11 protein-coding genes, 1 tRNA gene and 1 pseudogene are annotated in these 18,765 nt (G+C 50.6%); 5 read left to right on the top strand and 8 right to left on the bottom strand.

Annotated elements, in window-relative coordinates; genetic code table 11:
- Positions 1-2: 2 nt before the first annotated feature.
- The 8 genes and pseudogenes from BGO59_RS29080 to BGO59_RS29050 form a co-directional block, all read right to left on the bottom strand.
- The gene (locus tag BGO59_RS29080; RefSeq protein ID WP_293689815.1) at positions 3-3,266 is read right to left on the bottom strand and encodes an efflux RND transporter permease subunit; all 3,264 of its coding nucleotides are present in this window, start codon (positions 3,264-3,266) and stop codon (positions 3-5) included.
- 10 nt (positions 3,267-3,276) lie between these two features.
- The gene (locus BGO59_RS29075) at positions 3,277-4,716 is read right to left on the bottom strand and encodes a TolC family protein (RefSeq protein ID WP_293689812.1); all 1,440 of its coding nucleotides are present in this window, start codon (positions 4,714-4,716) and stop codon (positions 3,277-3,279) included.
- A 64-nt stretch (positions 4,717-4,780) separates the two neighbouring features.
- Entirely contained in the window at positions 4,781-6,181 is a 1,401-nt protein-coding gene (locus BGO59_RS29070) for a HAMP domain-containing sensor histidine kinase (protein ID WP_293689809.1), read from the bottom strand.
- Positions 6,182-6,183: 2 nt separating this feature from the next.
- The gene (locus BGO59_RS29065) at positions 6,184-6,858 is read right to left on the bottom strand and encodes a response regulator transcription factor (RefSeq protein ID WP_293689806.1); all 675 of its coding nucleotides are present in this window, start codon (positions 6,856-6,858) and stop codon (positions 6,184-6,186) included.
- A 155-nt stretch (positions 6,859-7,013) separates the two neighbouring features.
- Positions 7,014-7,151, bottom strand: a pseudogene (locus BGO59_RS36485) (hypothetical protein); the annotation flags it as partial.
- Between the two features lie 97 nt (positions 7,152-7,248).
- Positions 7,249-9,894, bottom strand: a complete 2,646-nt coding sequence (locus tag BGO59_RS29060) for a c-type cytochrome (RefSeq protein ID WP_293689803.1) — start codon at positions 9,892-9,894, stop codon at positions 7,249-7,251.
- Positions 9,895-9,956: 62 nt separating this feature from the next.
- Complete coding sequence (locus tag BGO59_RS29055; RefSeq protein WP_293689800.1) at positions 9,957-12,431, bottom strand: glycoside hydrolase family 95 protein; 2,475 nt, start codon at positions 12,429-12,431, stop codon at positions 9,957-9,959.
- A gap of 597 nt (positions 12,432-13,028) precedes the next feature.
- A tRNA-Ile gene (locus tag BGO59_RS29050) sits at positions 13,029-13,102 on the bottom strand.
- 127 nt (positions 13,103-13,229) lie between these two features.
- Here BGO59_RS29050 and BGO59_RS29045 point away from each other — a divergent pair.
- The 5 genes from BGO59_RS29045 to BGO59_RS29025 all read left to right on the top strand — a co-directional run bounded on the left by BGO59_RS29045 (position 13,230) and on the right by BGO59_RS29025 (position 18,763).
- A complete protein-coding gene (locus BGO59_RS29045) occupies positions 13,230-14,471 on the top strand; it encodes an HD domain-containing protein (RefSeq protein WP_293689797.1) in 1,242 nt (413 codons plus the stop codon).
- A gap of 173 nt (positions 14,472-14,644) precedes the next feature.
- Positions 14,645-15,673, top strand: a complete 1,029-nt coding sequence (lpxD, locus tag BGO59_RS29040) for a UDP-3-O-(3-hydroxymyristoyl)glucosamine N-acyltransferase (RefSeq protein ID WP_293689794.1) — start codon at positions 14,645-14,647, stop codon at positions 15,671-15,673.
- A gap of 102 nt (positions 15,674-15,775) precedes the next feature.
- Positions 15,776-17,170 carry a bifunctional UDP-3-O-[3-hydroxymyristoyl] N-acetylglucosamine deacetylase/3-hydroxyacyl-ACP dehydratase gene (locus tag BGO59_RS29035; protein WP_020594596.1) on the top strand — a complete coding sequence of 465 codons (1,395 nt, stop codon included), beginning with the start codon at positions 15,776-15,778 and terminating at the stop codon, positions 17,168-17,170.
- A 90-nt stretch (positions 17,171-17,260) separates the two neighbouring features.
- Positions 17,261-18,055, top strand: a complete 795-nt coding sequence (gene lpxA, locus BGO59_RS29030; protein ID WP_293689786.1) for an acyl-ACP--UDP-N-acetylglucosamine O-acyltransferase — start codon at positions 17,261-17,263, stop codon at positions 18,053-18,055.
- A 75-nt stretch (positions 18,056-18,130) separates the two neighbouring features.
- Positions 18,131-18,763 carry an ATP-binding cassette domain-containing protein gene (locus BGO59_RS29025; protein WP_293689783.1) on the top strand — a complete coding sequence of 211 codons (633 nt, stop codon included), beginning with the start codon at positions 18,131-18,133 and terminating at the stop codon, positions 18,761-18,763.
- Positions 18,764-18,765 lie beyond the last annotated feature (2 nt).

The raw sequence follows: 18,765 nt of genomic DNA, 5'->3' as shown, positions 1-18,765 counted from the left end.
GATTAATAGGTTAAACTGGTTTGGTGAGACTCTGTAGCGGCAACGGGTATTCCGTCGTACACCGTACTGGTTGGGTCGTCGGGGTCCAGCGACGGCGAATCGAAGGTTGTTTTTCGTTGAACAGCCGCAAACACGACGGGCAGAATCAGCAGCGCGGCCACAGTCGAAAAAAGCAATCCGCCAATCACGGCCCGGCCCAGGGGAGCCGTTTGCTCGCCCGATTCGCCAAGGCCGCTGGCCATTGGAATCATCCCGGCAATCATGGCGAGGGCAGTCATCAGAATAGGTCGCAAACGAGCTGCCCCTGCCACTCGTGCAGCTGCTCGGGCATCGCGGTACCGAAGTCGCAGGGATTCGGCATTGGTTACCAGCAGCAGAGCATTCGCCACCGATACCCCCACCGACATGATAATGCCCATGTACGATTGCAGATTCAGCGTCTGTCCCGTTACCAGCAGCAGCGTAAGCGCACCAGCCAGTACAGCGGGTATGCTCACAAGCACTACACTGGCCACTTTGAACGACTGATAGTTAGCCGCCAGCAGCAGAAAGATCACGACAATGGCTAATCCCAGCCCGAATTGCAGGCTGCTGAGCGTTTCCTGAAGCAGTTGCGCCAGTCCCCGTAGTTCCACTACAGAGCCTTTTGGAGGATCGCCAGCCGCTGTAATCGCTGCCTGAACATCGCGGGTTGCCGTGCCTAAATCCCGGTTATTGATGTTGGCCGATACCGTAATAATTCGTCGAGGGCCTATACGGTCGTATTGGCCTGGAATGGTGGTTGGCGTGATCGTAGCCACATCACCGAGGGTGGGGCGAAGCTGCCCTTTTACGAGCGGGATGGCCTGGATGTCGGCTACGGATTTCATCTGATCCTGCTCCAGTTGGATCTGCACCTGATAGGCAAACCCTTTTGACTGGTCGAGCCATAGGTTTTTGGCTGTAAACCGACTTGATGAGGTAGCGGCTACCAGCGACTTGGAGATTTCGTCGGTACTCAACCCTAATTGGGCAGCCCGCTCACGGTCGACCTTTACCGAAACGGTCGGATAGCTAAGGGGCTGATTGATCCGTAGATCGCGTAAGTAAGGAATTTCGCGCAGGCGAGTCAGTAATCGATTGGCGTAATGCTGGCCTTCAATCAGGTCTTTTCCGCCGACCAGAATTTCAATCGGTGTCTGGGCGCCCTGGCTCATGATTTTATCCGTCAGGTCGATCGGCTCGAACGACAGCCGGACATTGGGCATCTTCTGACGAATCCGCTGGCGAACCTGTTCTTTGAGCGCGTCAAGTGACTCAACTTTGTAGTCTTCAGACAGATTGACCTGTAATACGGCTTCGTGAGGGCCAGCATTGAATACATATAGGGCACTAGTGCCATAGCTGGAGGGCGTCATACCCACAAAGGCCGACGAAATCGCGATGTTCTGTGGCCCAACGATGTCGCTGATCTGCTTGATAACCCGTTTGGTCAGGGCCTCGGTACGTTCGATCCGCAACCCCTGTGGACCTACGATCCGTACCTGAAACTGGTGCGCATGATTTTGCCGGGGCATCATATCCTGGCCAATCTGGGTAAACCCAATGCCAATCAGGAGTGCGCAAACCAGGGCATACACGCCAATAACCACTGTGCGTCGGCCCATCATCTTATCGAGTAGCCGTAAGTAACCCAGCTTGAAGCGTTCGAAGCCCGTTACTTTTTCAGGGTGTTTCTCTTCATAGTGCTCCTGTCGGGCTTCTGGCTGATTCTCCAAATCGGGCAGGATGCTCAGGTCATGCGGATGAGCGTGTTCATGGTTTTTCAGCCACCAGTTGGCTACGACCGGCACAAACGTCTGCGACAGGATGTACGACGCAATAATCGAAAAGCCTACGGATAGCGATAAGGGCAGGAACATCCCGCGCGGAACGCCATTCATCAGAAAAGCCGGGGCAAATACCGCCAGAATACACAAGGTAATGAGCAGCAGTGGGAACGACATTTCCTGACAGGCATCCAGAATGGCGCGGGCTTTGGGCTTACCCATTTCCAGATGCTGGTGAATGTTTTCAATGACTACCGTTGCCTGATCGACCAGAATCCCGATGGCCAGTGCCAGCCCCGACAGCGTCATGATATTGATGGTTTGCCCGGTCAGGTTGAGGAGCAAAATGGCACTCATGATGGATACCGGAATGGTCAGGATCACGATCAGCGAACTGCGCCAGTCGCCCAGAAAAAGCAGCACCATCAAACCCGTCAGGATAGCGCCCAGTCCGCCCTCTAAAGCCAGACTATGTACTGCCTGGGTGACGTAGACTGACTGGTCAAATTCATAGGAAAGCTGCACATCGTCGGGTAACAGGGCTTTCATCTCGGGTAGCTTGGCCTTCAGCGCATTCACCACGCTCATAGTCGACGCATCGGCACTTTTGGTAACGGGTATATACACCGACCTTTTGCCATTGACCAGAGCGTACCCGACTGTTATATCTGTGGCATCCTCTACCGTAGCTACGTCGCGCAGAAACACCGTAGGACCCACCCCCTTGCGTAACGGAATGTTCATGAACTCGCCCACCTTGTCGAGCACTGTATTGCTGGGCGTCATGACAGTATAATCACCCATCTGAACGCTTCCGGCAGGTGAAATCTGGTTATTCTTCACCACAGCCTGTACAATTTCATCCGGAGTCAGCTCGTAGCTGCGCATCCGTTCGGGGTTTACTTTCACCACCACCGTCCGCTCGTTGCCACCGAATGGGGGAGGAGCCGATGCGCCCGGAATTTGCGAGAACAGGGGACGAATCCGGGTCGACGCTAAATCCTGCATTTCGCCCAGCGAAGCCCTCCGGCTACTGAATACCAACTGCCCAACCGGCAAGCTCGATGCATCAAACCGAACCACGGTGGGTGGTACAGTTCCCGGTGGCAGGTAATTCATTACCCGGCTGACCTGATTGGCAACTTCGCCCGATACCTGCGCCATGTTGACGTCTTCATAGAACGAGCATTTGACCAGGCAGAGGCCCTGAATGTTCTTTACTTCGACATTTTTGATGCCCGATACATACAGCAACTGGTTCTGATACCGGGTCGCAATGAACCCCTCCATCTGGGCGGGGGTCATACCACCGTAGGGTTGGGCAATGTAAATGGTCGGAAGGTTGAGCCGGGGAAAAATATCGACCGGGATACTGAGTAGTGCCAGTACCGCAAACAGAACAATTCCGGCCAGAGCAACGAGTACGGTAATGGGTTTGGCTAAGGCAGCTTTGATCATGACAGTTGAGTTAGTGGGGAAGTTGTTGCAGAAACGAGTCCAGATCACCAGCCGTAGCGGCCCGTAGCAGCAAGGCTCGCCACACACTGCTGGTGACCAGCGCCTGATCAACTTCGGCCCGGTTCAATAGCGCACTGGTTTGAGTCAGTGCCTGAATATTGTCCAGCCCCGATTCGTACCGAGCCTGTGCCTGTATATAGGCCTGTTTGGCCGCGTCCAGTTGTAAAGGAGCCTGCTGTGCACGAGCCTGAGCCAGTTCGAGTTGCAAAACGGCATTCTGGCTCGCAGCTTGTATGCCCAGCGCCTGTTGGTCGTATAGCTGCTGACTGGCATTGATTCGTTCCCGCTGGGCCGACACAGCATATTTAGTACGCCACAAATCAGTTGGGCGCCAGATGGCCGTTAACCCCAAAATGTAATTATACGAGCGTAAGGGCAAACCAGCACCCAGCGAAGGGTCGATCCGAAACGTACCATCCGACTGTGCCTGTTCGCTGATACCGGAACCGCGCCCCTGAAGCGACCCAAGTACCGAGACAGACGGCAGGGCACTGGCCTTCAGTAAGGTTTCGCTGGCTCGCCCCAGGTCGATGTTCTTCTGGTAGACCCGTAGTTGAGGATGCAGCGCCGGGTTGCTGCCAGGCATAGCGGGTACCTGCGGAAGCTGGTTGTAAAACACCAGCGAATCCAGTTGAACAGTCGGATTGGGCAGACCGATTAATTCGGTGAGCCGGAGCACCTGCTGCTGAGCCATTTGCTGGCTTTCCAACACCTGCAAACGGGCGCGGGCTACTTCGGTATTGGCTACCGAACTATCGATACCCGGCCGAAGACCTCCTTCGGTACTGGCCCGAATTATTCGTTGAAGTTCCTGCGCCCGCTGAAGATTGGCCCGTTGCAAGGCGACTGATTTCTGGGCATTGAGGGCTAGTAGATACGCATCGCAGACGCGTACCTGATGGGTGAATAGTTCGCCCTCATAATCAGCCTGTGCCTGTTCGATGGCTAACCGTGCCTGACTGCGCCGTGCCTCCCGACGACCGAAGGTAATAGCCTCCCAGTCTACCAACAGCGAAGCGCCACTGGTCCAGGCAGCCTGGCTATTAAATCCGTCTGTACGCACTCCAGATATGGGCAATAACAGACCGCCATTGGAAACGTAGGCCCCCCGGACCTGATTGGAGGTGGCATTCAGCGTCTGGGCCTGGACACCCGCCTGAGGCAGCAACGCCATAGCCAACGCCTGAGCATCAGCTTCTGTAGCCCGGATGTTGGCTAATTTGCCCCGTAAGGCAGGGTAATTCGTCCGCGCTAAGTCCAGTGCTCTGGACAAGGTAAGTTGATTGGGCAGGGTCGAAGACGGGTTACCTGATTGCGCTGAACTTTGACTTATCCAGCAACTGGTCAGAATCGCTATGAACCAATAATATCGTTTATCTCCGCTGAGCATGAGCCTATATCGATGGATAAGGCCAAAGCTAGGATGCCAATATTAGAGCCAGATTAGAGCCAGATTAGTTAGTATTAGAGGGGGATGTTTGTAAGGGTAAAATGACTTCGGTAATGGTGCCGCCACCTGGTCGTGGACGTAAGTGAAGCCGTCCCTGATGGAGCGTGATGATTCGATGCGCCAAGGTTAATCCAATGCCGAATCCGGCAATTGTCTCTACATTAGACCCTCGGACTAACGGCTGTAATACCCGGTCTTCTTCGCCGGGTGCCAGACCAATTCCCCGATCTTCGATACGGATACGAGCCCGCTCGTCGGTGTCCATCTCCAGGCATACTGTAACAGGTTGCCCACTGGAATACTTAGCCGCATTATCCAGTAGATTCAGCAAGGCAGTTCTGAGTAGGTAGGCATTACCCAACACTGTAATGGGGGTGGCTTGTTCAATGATTCCGTCGCTGACCTGTACAGACAATGCTTGCCCAGGGCGTTGCTGACCCAGGGTATCGGCAGCATCGAGTACAACCTCTACCAGTTCAAGAAGTTTTCGGTCAAGGTGGGCATCGATTCCGTCGATGCGTGCCAGTTGCAATAACCCGTTTGCCAGCGCTGTAAGTTTATCCAGTTCGGTAACGGCCTGCGTGATACCTCGCTTAAGTGCATCGGGGTCTGCGTCGTAGATAAGGGAAGTTTCCAGCCAGCCTTTGATGGTGGTTAATGGCGTTCGCAGTTCATGAGATGCCTGGGCAATAAAGGAGCGCTGATTTTCGACGAGTCGTTCCTGTCGTGTCAGTAACTCATTAAAGGCCTGGGCCAATACGCCTACTTCATCCTGAGGATTTTCGGCCTGCAACCGGAAAGGGAGTTTGCTGGCCGTGGGCGCGTTAATCTGATCGATTAGTTTGGTAAGCGGTTTGAGGGCCTGTCGGGAAAAAAAATAGCCTAAGAAAATCACCAGGCCGATGGCCATTACGTTGCCAATGATAAACAGGTCTCGTAGTTCCCGTTGCCGTTGATACCCGTCCTGATCATAAGCGGTCACAATGGCTACATACTCCCGGCCATCGGGCGAGGGCGATAAACCTGCATAGGTTAGCGCTACGCCATCTTTAGGGTATGTGTGCCCCGAACTCGTGTACTGGAAACGGACTAGCCGCTCCCGGCGAACGCGGTTCCGGAACGAAAGTTCAGCTATAAAGTCGTTGGTATTCTGGCTTTTATAGATTAGGCTATCGGTAGGCGAGTAAACAAACTCAACCTGTTCGGGCATGGAGGTAATCACGCTGCCTGCTACGCCTTTCAGTGTCAGCAATTGCTCAGTGACCCTGGCTTTTCGCTCCAGCCGATCTTCGATAGACCGTTGTCGGAAGCTGGCGTAGGTACTGTAAACATAGACCGAAAAAATGAGTAATATGCTGGCTACCAGTGCCGAAAACCAAAGGATAAGTTTGTGCTTGATCTGCATAATTAGCCCCGTAAGACATAACCCATGCCCACAATGGTGTGTACTAGCTTTGGACTGAAATCCTTGTCGATTTTCTTGCGTAAGTAATTAATATACACTTCAATGACGTTGGTGTTCGTGTCGAAATGAAGATCCCAGACTTTCTCGGCTATATCGATTCGGCTGACAATTTTTCCTTTGTTGATCATCAGGTATTCCAGAAGCGCGTATTCCCGGGCGGTCAGGTCAATTCGTTGCCCCGCTCTGGTAACGGCGTGGGCTTCCGTATCCAGCTCCAGATCAGCTACACGTAATACGGTTTTCAGACCGCTGTAATCGCTGTTTCGGCGGGCCAGGGCTTTAATCCGTAACAGTAATTCACGGAACTCAAAGGGTTTCACCAGGTAATCGTCGGCACCGGCTCCGAAGCCACTTTCTTTATCGGGCAGGCTATCCAAGGCCGTCAATAGCAGTATTGATTGCTTAGGTGACTCCTGCTTAATCTGTCGACATAATTCAAATCCGTTGATATACGGCAGGTTAACATCCAGGACAATAACGTCATAGCTATTATTATTCGCCATACGCTGACCCACCAGCCCGTCATAGGCCAGGTCAATTTCATAACCCTCGCTCTCGATGCCTTTACGAATGAAGGAGGCCAGACTCACTTCATCTTCAACAAGTAATATTTTCATGGACTAAGGTTAGACATACCCACTTGGTTCTACTGAAGAGAAAGCTTTAAGAAGCAAACGAGATTGATCATGGTTAAAATGCAATAACGTGTCAAATCTGTCAAGGGTTTCTCAGAATGATGCGGGTCTTTACTGGCATTACGGCACTAGGTAAATCACCAATGGGTCGGTTCTCTGGGTAAACGTGAGCTTGTGTAATTCCTGATCAAAACATCTTTAGCCATAACTCCTGGTAAGCCAATATATCCACCTCCGCACGGCAATGACTCAGAGGAGTTTCTGCTTTGCGAAGTCCAGACATTCGTGTAATCGCTCTATATGTTTAGCGTCTACCCAGATACGGATGGTAACATTCCGTATCTGGGTAGACGCCTGATCGTTTGACTCTGCTTACTTTTTTTGTTCGGAAAGGAACGTAATCAACGAAGCAAATTCTTCGTAAGAAAGGGCGTTGGCCAGTCCTGTTGGCATCATTGACGTTTCCATCTCTTTTCGGGAGAGTATATCGGCCACTTTAATTGTGTAAACCTGTCCGGTTATATCCCGTAAAACAAGCCGGGAAGCCGATTCTTCGGTGACGAAGCCGGTGTAGTTCTTGTTCCCTTTAGCCGAAATCGACACGGTAGCAAATCCCTGCGAAATAGAAGCATTAGGCTTAAGAATCGACTCCGCAATTTGGTCGCGGGTCATAATTGAGCCAATCTGACCCATAAAAGGACCTTTCATGGGTTCATTGCGGCTAAGGCTGTGGCAGGCGATGCAGCCCTGCTGCGTAAACAAGCTTTTCCCGATGGCAGGGTCACCTTTAATTTTTGCCATTGCCAGCATCACATCTTCGATTGACGATTCACCAATTTGCCCTTTTTTGTTCTTGATCTTCTCCAGATCAACCTTGGGCTCTTCTTTGGCAACAACTGTTTCTTCTACCCCAAATTCCGGAATTTCCAGGCGCAGACGGCTGTTTAAGTCGGTGAAAAACTGCTTCTGACTGCTTTGTTTCCATTCATCGATCAGCAGTTTTTTAATCGTTGGCGACGATTCCCATTCAATGGCCCGGTAGTATGGACCGTGTGTATCGGGGCGAGTGCTCCACCACCACGAACCATCATAGTCTGCTTCTTTTTTGTAAAGCCGGGCCAATGTGGTCAAGAGCTGTTGTTTCATGGCCGGATCAGTCGTTTTACCATAAGCGGTCACGAGTCCATCTACGGCTTTAGAGTCATGCATGTAGCGCAGAGCCCAGAGCGCCAGTTTAGATTGTCCGGTGGAGAGAGCTTTTATACAGGCGTCGACAGCGTGTAAACTCACCAGCGAGCGTACTGCGAGGTGAGCAGGTACTATGGCCGAATTAGGTGTAGCATGCGGTCCTTCGGTTCCTAGAGCGGGTGGCGTAAATGAGATAGGCACCGGTATCTGTAGTAGCGCCGTAGCGGCTTCTGCCTTGCCCAGACGACCTAAGCCGATAATCGCTGCTGCCTGAACGCGGGGCGATGAGCTGCTGATGCCTTTCAGGAATGGCTCAATCGGAACCGTATTGATGAAGGGCTTTCGGTCGGCCAGCGCCCGTAGGGCAAACTCCTGCATGGTTTCATCGGTCGTTAGTTTCACCAGATTCGGAATACCAGCGGCACCGGCAGCCTGAGCATAGGTGTACATAGCTGCAATTCGGTTGGCTGCGGGTAGTTGCTTGTCGGTTGTTATATCCCATACGGCTTTCACTACTTTTGAATCGGCGCGGGTAAGCAGTTCCTGCTGGGCAGCTAAACGTGCCACGGCGCTACCTGACCGAAGCAGACTTGTCAGTTTTTTAACAGAAGCTCCTTTTACGGTCGCAAACGGTACGTAGCTCCAGTTTTTCGGTATGGCCCGTGCTACGTAGCCTTTTTGAGGATTACCAGAGTAACCGGCTCCATCCCAGGCTGAGAGATAAACACGTCCTGATCCGTCGACATCTACGTCGGTAATCTGGGGCAGTTTGATAAACTCTTCTTCTTTCTGTACGAAACTGGCACCGTCGGTCGTGACCCGGTGTAGGTATAGCTGATTACGTCCCCAGTCGGCCATCATCGGAACATGGTTATACTTGTCGGGCCACGAGGGTTCATCCATGTAGAGTGAGCCCGTGCCTGACCCGCCACCTACATCGACAAGTGCCGGAAGAATTTCGTCGGTGAAGTGTTTAAAGAGAACAGGATAGCCATATTCCCCCGACTGAATGTGATGCGAAAACCGGATGTTCCAGCCGCCACCATCGTTGGTGTTGTCACGCGTAAACACATTCATGTATGGGTCGATGGCAACGTCATAAATGTTCCGGGTTCCGTGCGTAAAAAACTCCATTTCTGTGCCATCCGGCCGAACTCGCACAATGCCTCCTCCCAGCATCGTTAATTGCTTGCCCGACCGATCCGTTGCTTTGTAGAAGCCAAAGTCACCAACAGCAATATAGACCCAGCCGTCGATACCCATACGAATACCGTTGGTAGCATGGTCGGTACCACGACTCTGAATGAAATTGACATTGCTGATGTGCTGGACCAGTGGTTGAGGTGGCCCGTCGGCTATGCCGTCTCCATTTTTGTCGTCAAAAGCAACAAGGTCCATGCCGGTTGCCTGCTTCGTTGCGGGAGAGAAGACCGTATGCAGAACCAGGAGTCGATCCCCCAATGGTAAGATACCCCGTGGATTATCGACCTCTGCGAAAATGGTATGCTTATCGGCGCGCCCATCATTATCGGTGTCGATGAGTCTGACAATGCTGCCTTTGCCTGGGTCTTTCCCCAAAGAGCCAATTTTATCGACCCCTACATATACTTCTCCGGTTGGAGCAACGGCCAGACAGGCCGGACTGGGCGTAAGCCCTGGGCCCGCAAACGCTGTCAGAGCCAGATCCGCTGGCCAGCTTGCGCCTTTCAGCAGGGTGTCGGCGGCAGGGTAGGAAAATGAACGATTCGTTCGTTGGGGAGCCATTTGCGGAGTAAACATACCCAGCAGTACCACCAGAAACGCAATGTGTAAAGCGGAAAAGCGAATCATGATTGATCAGTAAATTGAGTTGCCTGTTGGTAGGTCAAACAGGCAACTTCAGACAGATAGAGTTAAAGAACTTTAATCGTATATACTTTATTTTTCACTGTTTTCAACTGCATCGTATATCCTTCCGGGGTTTTCGTCGCTTTCTGGGCATAGCCTTCTAGTTGAAAAGGTACATTGGTAAGCAGAATAAGGTCTTCGCCAGCTAGTGACTGAATTTGTGCCTGAGTCAACGAGCGATTCTTCCAGTTCATTGCAACCGTAAATCCACCCCGCGCTTTCAGACCCGTAACCTTGCCTTCCGACCAGTTGTCGGGCAGAGCAGGCAGCAGATGAACGCGCCCAAGATGGCTTTGTAGCAGCATTTCGGCCATACCGGCAGTTCCGGCAAAGTTACCGTCGATCTGGAAGGGTGGGTGCGCATCGAAGAAGTTGGGATAGGTTCCACCGCCGTGGCTCATCTGGGTGCCTGTTGTATTGGTGTATTGCATCAGTTGGCGAATCAGTGAGTAAGCGTGATTTCCATCCTGCAATCGGGCCCACCAGTTAATTTTCCAGCCCTTACTCCAGCCGGTTCCTTCGTCGCCCCGTAGTTCGAGCGTTTTCCGGGCGGCTGCAAAATAAGTTGGCGTGAGTGGCGTAATCTGGCGGCCAGGATGCAGACCAAACAGGTGGGAGATATGTCGGTGATGCGGATCGGTTTCGGCAAATTCCTTATTCCATTCGAGCAATTGCCCTTGTTTGCCAATCTGGAGCGGAAACAACTTACTCCGCTTGGCCACTAGCAGCTCCCGGAAAGCGTTGTCCTGATTGAGTGCGGTCGATGCCTCGATCACATTGGTAAACAGATCCCATATAATCGACATGTCCATTGTTGTCGCTACCGAAACGCCCTGAGCCTTACCCGTCGAATCGATGAATTTGTTTTCCGGGGTTGTCGAAGGAGCCGTCACCAGATGGCCCGTCTTATCGGGGATCAGCCAGTCGAGCGAGAACAGGGCCGCTTCTTTCATGATAGGGTAGGCTTGTTCCAGAAACTTCTTGTCGCCCGTAAATCGATAATGTTCCCACAGGTGCTGGCATAGCCAGTTCCCGCCCATGGCCCAGTTTGCCCAAACCGGATCGCCCGCTCCACGGTCGCCAACGGCATTGCTCAAGGCCCATATATCGGAATTATGGTGCGCCACCCAGCCTTTGGCCCGGTAATACTCCTGTGCCGTCTGATGCCCGGTTTTGGCCAGGTTAGGAATCCAGTCGAGCAGAGCCATGTGCATTTCCGACAAATTAGTGACCTCGGCAGGCCAGTAGTTCATCTCGGTGTTGATATTGATCGTGTAGTTCGAACTCCAGGGCGCCCGTAATTCTTTGTTCCATATACCCTGTAAATTGGCGGGAGGACCGTCGGGGCGGGATGATGAAATCAGCAGATAGCGGCCATAGTTGAAGTATAACGTTTCCAGATTCGGATCATAACGGCCCGTCGAGTAGGCCATTAACCGTTCGTCGCTGGGGAGCGAGTGACTGGGGTTGGTCGCTGTCGTATCCCGAACAGATAGCTGGCAACGATCAAAATACCGGTGATAGTCGGCTTTGTGGGCTTCCAGTAGTTTCGAATAGGGCTGTTGAGTAGCCTTCGCCAGATACATAGCTGCCAGCTTTTTCTCATCTTTTCCTTCCTTATCCGGGCACTTGTCGAACCCGTTGAAACTGGTAGCGGCTGTTACGTACAAAATCACTTCGCTGGCTTTGTCGATAGCAATACCAGCCGTATCGGTCTTTACGGTACCGTCTTTTGCTACAGCTTTAATCCGGTACTGAAACCGCATACCATTACACCCAGTACTATCGTCGTAAATGATCGGATTTCGTCCTTTGACGTTGTAGTAAGACGGGTCGACTTTGGCGGGGGCTTTCCCATTTACGACCAGCTCGTTGGCGCTGGCAGGTGTTTTCTGAATCCGTAGTTGAGATCGCGTTCCGATAGTCAGCGTCAACTGGCGAGCTTTATCGGCACTGATACGGATAATTAATCCATTCACTGGGGCGCTCGTGAAGAGTTCACGCTTGTAGGTGACTCCATTAACGGTAAAGCGGGTTGTGGCTACGGCGTCGGCAATGTTAAGATCCCGATAATAGGCCGACGGAGTACCTCCTGGAAGTTTTTGGTCGATCATCAGATCCGCCAGGGGCAGATAGGACTCGGTATAAAACCCCTGCATTTTCTTTGTCAGCTCATCCGCTTTCGTATAATCTTGCTGATTCAGCAGTGCATCACGGATGGCAGGGAGGTATGAGGCAGCCGTTGGGTTAACATTCTTCTTGACCGGGCCACCCGACCAGAGTGTCGATTCGTTGAGTTGAATAAGCTCATGCTCAATTCCGCCAAATACCATAGCGCCTACATGCCCGTTACCGATTGGTAAGGCTTCTACCCACTGTGTTGCTGGTTTATTATACCAAAGTTTTGGACCCGGCTGGGCCTGTGTCTGCATGGGCAACAGGAGAAGGACCTGAAGCCCGCAAAGAACAAATGATTTCATATACTGTGTTTTAACCCGCCATTGCTGTAAGGCTTTCTGACAAAGAAAGAGCAATAATAGGAGATTGATCCACTCCTTTTTACCAATTAGCGAAGCTATTTTAGCCAAATAGAAGCTTACCGCTATTTTTTACCCGAAAAGCCTTCGTTTACCGTCAAATTACTAGCAGTATTTGTTGAAGTTTCGGATTTTTCCAGCAATGAAAAAGGCCTGGTTAGTGGTGAGTAAGCAGGCCATACAGTCCACAATAGATACATGCGATCTGGAATAATACAAAGAAAAAGTGTTTTTGGGATCTTTTATATAAATATTGCCAGGTTTATAAGGTATTTTACCCTACCATAAATGATGTTGTCGAGTCTAGATGAACAAGATGGTTTTATCGAGGTTTTCAAGTATGCTTACCGTTAAAAGGTTGAATTGGCCTCAGAAAATGGTCGGTACATCCTAATAAGTGCTGGTTTTGCTGAATAGCTTGAAAAGAGATGTGTCTAGAAAGGCAGTAGATTGGATAAACAATACGGTGCTGTCTGCTGACGAAATGGCAAGTCAATAAAAAAGCCGCTCAACAGAAATGTTAAGCGGCTTTTTGCTAAGTGGGCCAGGCAGGGCTCGAACCTGCGACTTACTGATTATGAGTCAGGCACTCTAACCGACTGAGTTACAAGCCCATTGCTGGTTGATTGCTCAAGTTCAGCAACGCAAATTTACATATTTTTTGACAGAATGAACAGATTTGGATGGATATTTCACTAAGTGAGCCTCGAATCCTGTGTTTCAGTCTGGTATCTTTGCCTAATGGCAACGCCCAACAAAAAGAAAATTCTCAACGACCCGGTTTACGGGTTTATCACCATTCCAACCGAGCTGCTCTACGATTTAGTCGAGCACCCTTATTTCCAGCGACTTCGACGAATTAAGCAACTAGGGCTCTCCGAGTACGTGTATCCGGGGGCTTTGCACACCCGCTTTCATCATGCCCTTGGCGCCATGCACCTGATGGGGCAGGCGATGAGTACATTGCAAAGCAAGGGGCACCACATTAGCAATGAAGAATGCGAAGCCGCGCAGATCGCCATTCTGCTGCATGATGTAGGACATGGGCCGTTTTCGCACGTATTGGAATGTTGTTTGCTGGACGATGTTCCCCATGAACAGATTTCACTGATGCTCATGCACGATCTAAACCAGCAGTTTAACGGAGCATTGTCGCTGGCGATCCGCATGTTTGAGGGGACTTATGAACGCCCCTTTTTCCATCAGCTTATATCCAGTCAGTTAGATATGGACCGGATGGATTACCTCAACCGCGACGGCTATTATACGGGTGTAGCCGAAGGAGCCATTGGGGCCGAACGAATTATTAAAATGCTTGATCTGGTCGACGATCAGCTTGTGGTCGAGGCCAAGGGCATTCTGAGCGTCGAAAACTTCCTGAATGCCCGGCGGCTCATGTATTGGCAGGTGTATCTGCACAAAACGTCGATCTGCTGTGAGTCGATGATGATTCAGATATTACGACGAGCCCGGTTCCTGAGTCGGCAGGAGGGCGCTGAGTCGGTGTTTGCCTCCGATGTGTTTCGGTTGTTTCTGCGCGATAATGTGTCGATGCATGATTTTCAGACCAACCGAACCTATCTTGACGCATTTACCCGATTAGATGATTTTGACATCTGGACCTGTGTGAAGCAGGGGGCCTCGCATCCCGACCCGATTTTTTCGAAACTCTGCCAGATGCTATTGAATCGGCGCTTATTTAAGATCATGCTGTCGACTGAGCCGTTTGCTGGTGAATTACTTGTCCAACTTGAGAAGCAATTGCGACAAACGGGCATGCCGGAGGACTGGCTTTCCTACTTTCTGATCGAAGGACAGGCCACGAATGCTGCTTACTTGCCTTCGGGCGACCGTATTGCAATCAAATTGAAAAGCGGCAACGTGATAGATATTGCCGATGCCTCAGATCTGTCGAATATTCAGGTACTAACCAACATTGTCCGTCGGTACTATGTTTGCTGGGCCAAAAATTTTTTGGAGTAATTGATTGGTGCCGTTCGTCATTAGTAGCATAGCATACCTGTAAATCCGTATTCGCTCGGAATGATTCACCAATTAACCGCTTGACCAATTGCGGAAAAGTGCAATTTGTTCGCTACCTTAGCGCCCTGAACACCTGGCTATAATGGGTGTTTTGCGACGGCCGTCATATATATATGGAGTTTACAGTCAAGCAGATTGCCACACTGCTGGGGGGCGAAGTCGCCGGGAATGAATCGCTGACAATCACTGGGTTAGCTAAGATTGAGGAGGGGCAACCAGGGGATATCTCATTTCTGTCGAACCTCAAATACGAACCGCATCTTTATACCACCCAAGCCTCGGCGGTGATTGTCGATCGGTCGTTCGAGCCTAAAAAGCCGGTTGCCTCGGCTCTTATTTTTGTAGAAAATTCCTACTCCGCCTTCACTCGCCTGCTGGAGGAATACCACAAGCAATTAATTTTTGCTCGGGTTGGTATTGAACAGCCATCCTATATAGGTGATGGAAGTCAGATGGGTGAGCAGGGCTACCGGGGGGCATTTTCGTACGTTGGTCGAAATTGTCAGATCGGAAGTAACGTAAAAATATACCCACAAGCTTACGTTGGGAACAACGTTCGGATCGGTGATAATACCATTATCTATCCCGGAGTTCGGATTCTGGATAATTGTGTAATTGGCCGGAATTGTGTTATCCATCCTAACGCAGTTATTGGCAGTGAAGGTTTTGGTTTTGCGCCCCAACCCGACGGAACCTATAAAACCATTCCCCAACTGGGCAATGTGATTCTGGAGGATAATGTAAATGTTGGGTCCAATACGACTATCGACTGCGCTACGATGGGATCGACCATTATTCGGCAGGGAGCCAAGCTGGATAATCTGATCCAGATTGCCCATAATGTCGAGATTGGGAAAAACACGGTCATTGCCGCGCAGACTGGAGTTTCGGGCTCTACCAAACTCGGCGATAACTGTATTATTGCCGGTCAGGTTGGGTTTGCCGGTCATTTGACCATTGCTAATGGCACTAAAGTGGGGGCACAGTCGGGTGTGGGCAAAAGTGTTGAGGAGGAAGGTACGTCGCTCAATAGCTCGCCCGCTTTTGGCTTAAAGGAAAGTATGCGCTCGCTGGCGGTATTTCGTCGGCTGCCCGATCTGGAACAAAGAGTGTTTAAACTGGAAAAGAAAAACGAAAAATAGCTTACGGTCTATGATTTACGGGTGGCGGTGGATAGACGCACCAGCAACGTTATGCGTCGGCCTACTGTAAACCGTAAAGCGGTAACTGTAAACTGAAAAGGAATGAATACCAAACAACAGACGATTCAGAAAGCCGTTTCGGTATCGGGAGTGGGACTCCACACGGGTGTACAGGCAACGATGACGTTTCTGCCGGCACCAACCAATCATGGTTATAAATTCCAGCGCGTCGATTTGCCGGGTCAACCCATTGTGGATGCAGACGTCGATAACGTGGTTGACCTTTCGCGCGGAACCACCATTGAGCAGAGTGGAGCCCGGATTCACACGGTTGAGCATACGCTGGCTGCATTGGTTGGTTTACAACTGGATAACATCCTGATTCAACTAGACGGTCCTGAACCGCCTATTATGGATGGCTCTTCCATTCAGTTTATCGATGCCTTGCGAGATGCTGGAATCGAAGAGCAGAATGCCACCCGTAACTATTTTGAAGTGAACGAATACGTTCATTACCGAAATGCAGAGAAAGACATCGAACTGGCAGCACTGCCGCTCGACGACTATCGGCTAACGGTAATGGTGGATTATAACTCAAAGGTTATCAGTAGCCAGCATGCCTATCTGAACGACATTAGCCAGTTTCCCGAACAGATTGCCAGCAGCCGCACGTTTGTTTTCCTGCATGAACTGGAAGCGCTCTATAAGCAGAATCTGATCAAAGGAGGAGACCTGACTAATGCCATCGTGATTGTTGACCGGGATGTACAGGATGGCGAACTGGATTACCTGGCCGAACTGCTTCATAAGCCGAAGGTAAGTGTGAATAAGCAACAGGGAATCTTGAATAACCTGAAGCTACACTACCCGAACGAAATGGCCCGGCACAAACTGCTCGACGTAGTGGGTGACCTGGCGCTGATTGGCCGACCTATTAAAGCGCAGATTCTGGCGGCCCGGCCTGGGCACGCAGCCAATGTGGCCTTTGCCAAAAAAATCAAGAAGCTTATTCAAAAAAACGCGGCTAATCAGGTGCCTAAATACGACCCAATGCAACCAGCTGTGCTGGATATCAATCGTATATCGCAGTTGTTGCCTCACCGCTATCCGTTCCAGATGATCGACAAAATCATTGCGCTGGACGAGAATAGTGTAGTCGGCATCAAAAATGTAACGATGAATGAGCCGTTTTTCCCCGGCCATTTTCCTGGTAATCCGGTGATGCCTGGTGTTATGCAGCTCGAAGCTATGGCGCAAACGGGTGGTATTCTGGTTTTGAGTACGGTGCCTGATCCTGAAAATTACTGGCCGTTCTTAGTGGGTATTGAAAATTGTCGGTTCCGGCGGAACGTATTGCCTGGCGATACGGTCATATTCCGGTGTGAGTTTACCTCGCCCATGAAGCGGGGGATCGTAAAAATGCAGGGCCGGGGGTATGTAGCGAATCAACTGGTCTGCGAAGCCGATATGATTGCCAGCTTAGTAAAGAAAAAATGAATAATGGGTAATGAATAATGTAAGTCTAGGTTGAGAACTCAACTGTCAAGCATTATTCATTATCCATTATTCATTGTACACATTCATACAATGATTCAACCGTTAGCATATATTCACTCTGAAGCGAAGATTGCGCAGAATGTAGTGATTGAGCCGTTTGCCATTATTCACAAAGACGTTGAGATTGGCGAAGGAACATGGATTGGTTCCCATGCCGTTATCAATGAAGGAGCGCGTATTGGCCGAAACTGCAAAATTTATCCTGGAGCGGTTATTTCGGCAACTCCGCAGGATTTGAAATTCAATAACGAATATACGCGGACTTTCATCGGCGATAATACGACGATCCGTGAGTATGCGACCATCAGCCGGGGGACTGAAGAGCACTGGAAAACCCAGATCGGGGCTAACTGCCTGATTATGGCCTATGCACACGTTGCGCACGACTGCCGAATCGGAAATCACTGCATCATTACCAACAATGTGCAGATGGCAGGTCACGTACATATGGGCGACTGGGCTATTATTGGTGGATCGAGTTCGGTATTGCAATTTTCCCGGATTGGATCGCATGCCTTTATTTCTGGTGGCTCCCTGGTTCGGAAGGATGTGCCGCCCTATTCAAAAGCCGCTCGCGAACCGCTCACCTATGCCGGTATCAACTCGGTGGGTATCCGTCGGAGGGGGTATAGCAACGAACAGATCAATCAGATTCAGGAAATTTATCGCTACATCTATCTGCGTGGCTTGAACAATGCCGATGCTTTAGCTCAGATCGAACTGGAACTGCCTGCTTCGGACGAGCGTGATGAGATCGTGAACTTCATCCGTAGTTCCGAACGAGGCATCATGCGCGGCCCATCGGCCAATGGAGAGCGGGAGTAAGATTTAATGAATAATGGATAATGAATAATGACTAGGACTACATCATTACTCATTATCCATTTTACATTATCATGTATGCATATCGCTGCTGAAAAAATCGGCAAGAAGTATCGGAAAGAGTGGATTTTTCGGCGGGTCGATCTGACGCTTACCGCCGGAAATAGCTATACGTTTGTAGGGCCAAATGGTAGTGGGAAATCGACACTGCTACAATTGCTGGCTGGGAGCTTGCCTATTACGGAAGGAACACTTACCTATTCGTTACATGGTAAAGCCCTTGAAGACGATGACTGGTTTCGGTATGTGACGATAGCCGCACCTTATCTCGAACTGATTGAGGAATTAACGCTGGACGAACTGCTGACATTCCACCAGACATTCAAACCGTTTGTAGCTGGTCAAACCCCCGAAACGATTGCTGAGAAGCTTTGGCTAAGCCACGCCCGCGATAAAGAAATCAAGTATTTTTCGTCGGGGATGAAACAACGAGTGAAGCTTGGGTTAGCCTTCTTCTCCAGTTCGCCGATTATTATCCTCGATGAGCCGACATCCAATCTGGACCGGCAGGGGATGAACTGGTATCAGGAGCAGGTGCAGCAATTGATTGCTCCTATAAACCCATTGCCCCGGCTTCTGCTGATCGGCTCCAACCAGCCGGAAGAATACGACTTCTGCCCGAATGTGATTGATATTACGCAGTGGAAATAAGT

It is taken from the genome of Spirosoma sp. 48-14 (assembly GCF_001898575.1).
Taxonomy (GTDB): domain Bacteria; phylum Bacteroidota; class Bacteroidia; order Cytophagales; family Spirosomataceae; genus Spirosoma.
This window is presented reverse-complemented; position numbering and strand designations above follow the sequence as displayed.

Bases quoted from the DNA above. Each gene is read 5' to 3' on its own strand.
- BGO59_RS29045 (WP_293689797.1), top strand. From the start codon at position 13,230: ATGGCAACGCCCAACAAAAAGAAAATTCTCAACGACCCGGTTTACGGG.
- BGO59_RS29070 (WP_293689809.1), bottom strand. From the start codon at position 6,181: ATGCAGATCAAGCACAAACTTATCCTTTGGTTTTCGGCACTGGTAGCC.
- BGO59_RS29075 (WP_293689812.1), bottom strand. From the start codon at position 4,716: ATGCTCAGCGGAGATAAACGATATTATTGGTTCATAGCGATTCTGACC.
- lpxA (WP_293689786.1), top strand. From the start codon at position 17,261: ATGATTCAACCGTTAGCATATATTCACTCTGAAGCGAAGATTGCGCAG.
- BGO59_RS29035 (WP_020594596.1), top strand. From the start codon at position 15,776: ATGAATACCAAACAACAGACGATTCAGAAAGCCGTTTCGGTATCGGGA.
- BGO59_RS29065 (WP_293689806.1), bottom strand. From the start codon at position 6,858: ATGAAAATATTACTTGTTGAAGATGAAGTGAGTCTGGCCTCCTTCATT.
- BGO59_RS29060 (WP_293689803.1), bottom strand. From the start codon at position 9,894: ATGATTCGCTTTTCCGCTTTACACATTGCGTTTCTGGTGGTACTGCTG.
- BGO59_RS29025 (WP_293689783.1), top strand. From the start codon at position 18,131: ATGCATATCGCTGCTGAAAAAATCGGCAAGAAGTATCGGAAAGAGTGG.
- BGO59_RS29055 (WP_293689800.1), bottom strand. From the start codon at position 12,431: ATGAAATCATTTGTTCTTTGCGGGCTTCAGGTCCTTCTCCTGTTGCCC.
- lpxD (WP_293689794.1), top strand. From the start codon at position 14,645: ATGGAGTTTACAGTCAAGCAGATTGCCACACTGCTGGGGGGCGAAGTC.
- BGO59_RS29080 (WP_293689815.1), bottom strand. From the start codon at position 3,266: ATGATCAAAGCTGCCTTAGCCAAACCCATTACCGTACTCGTTGCTCTG.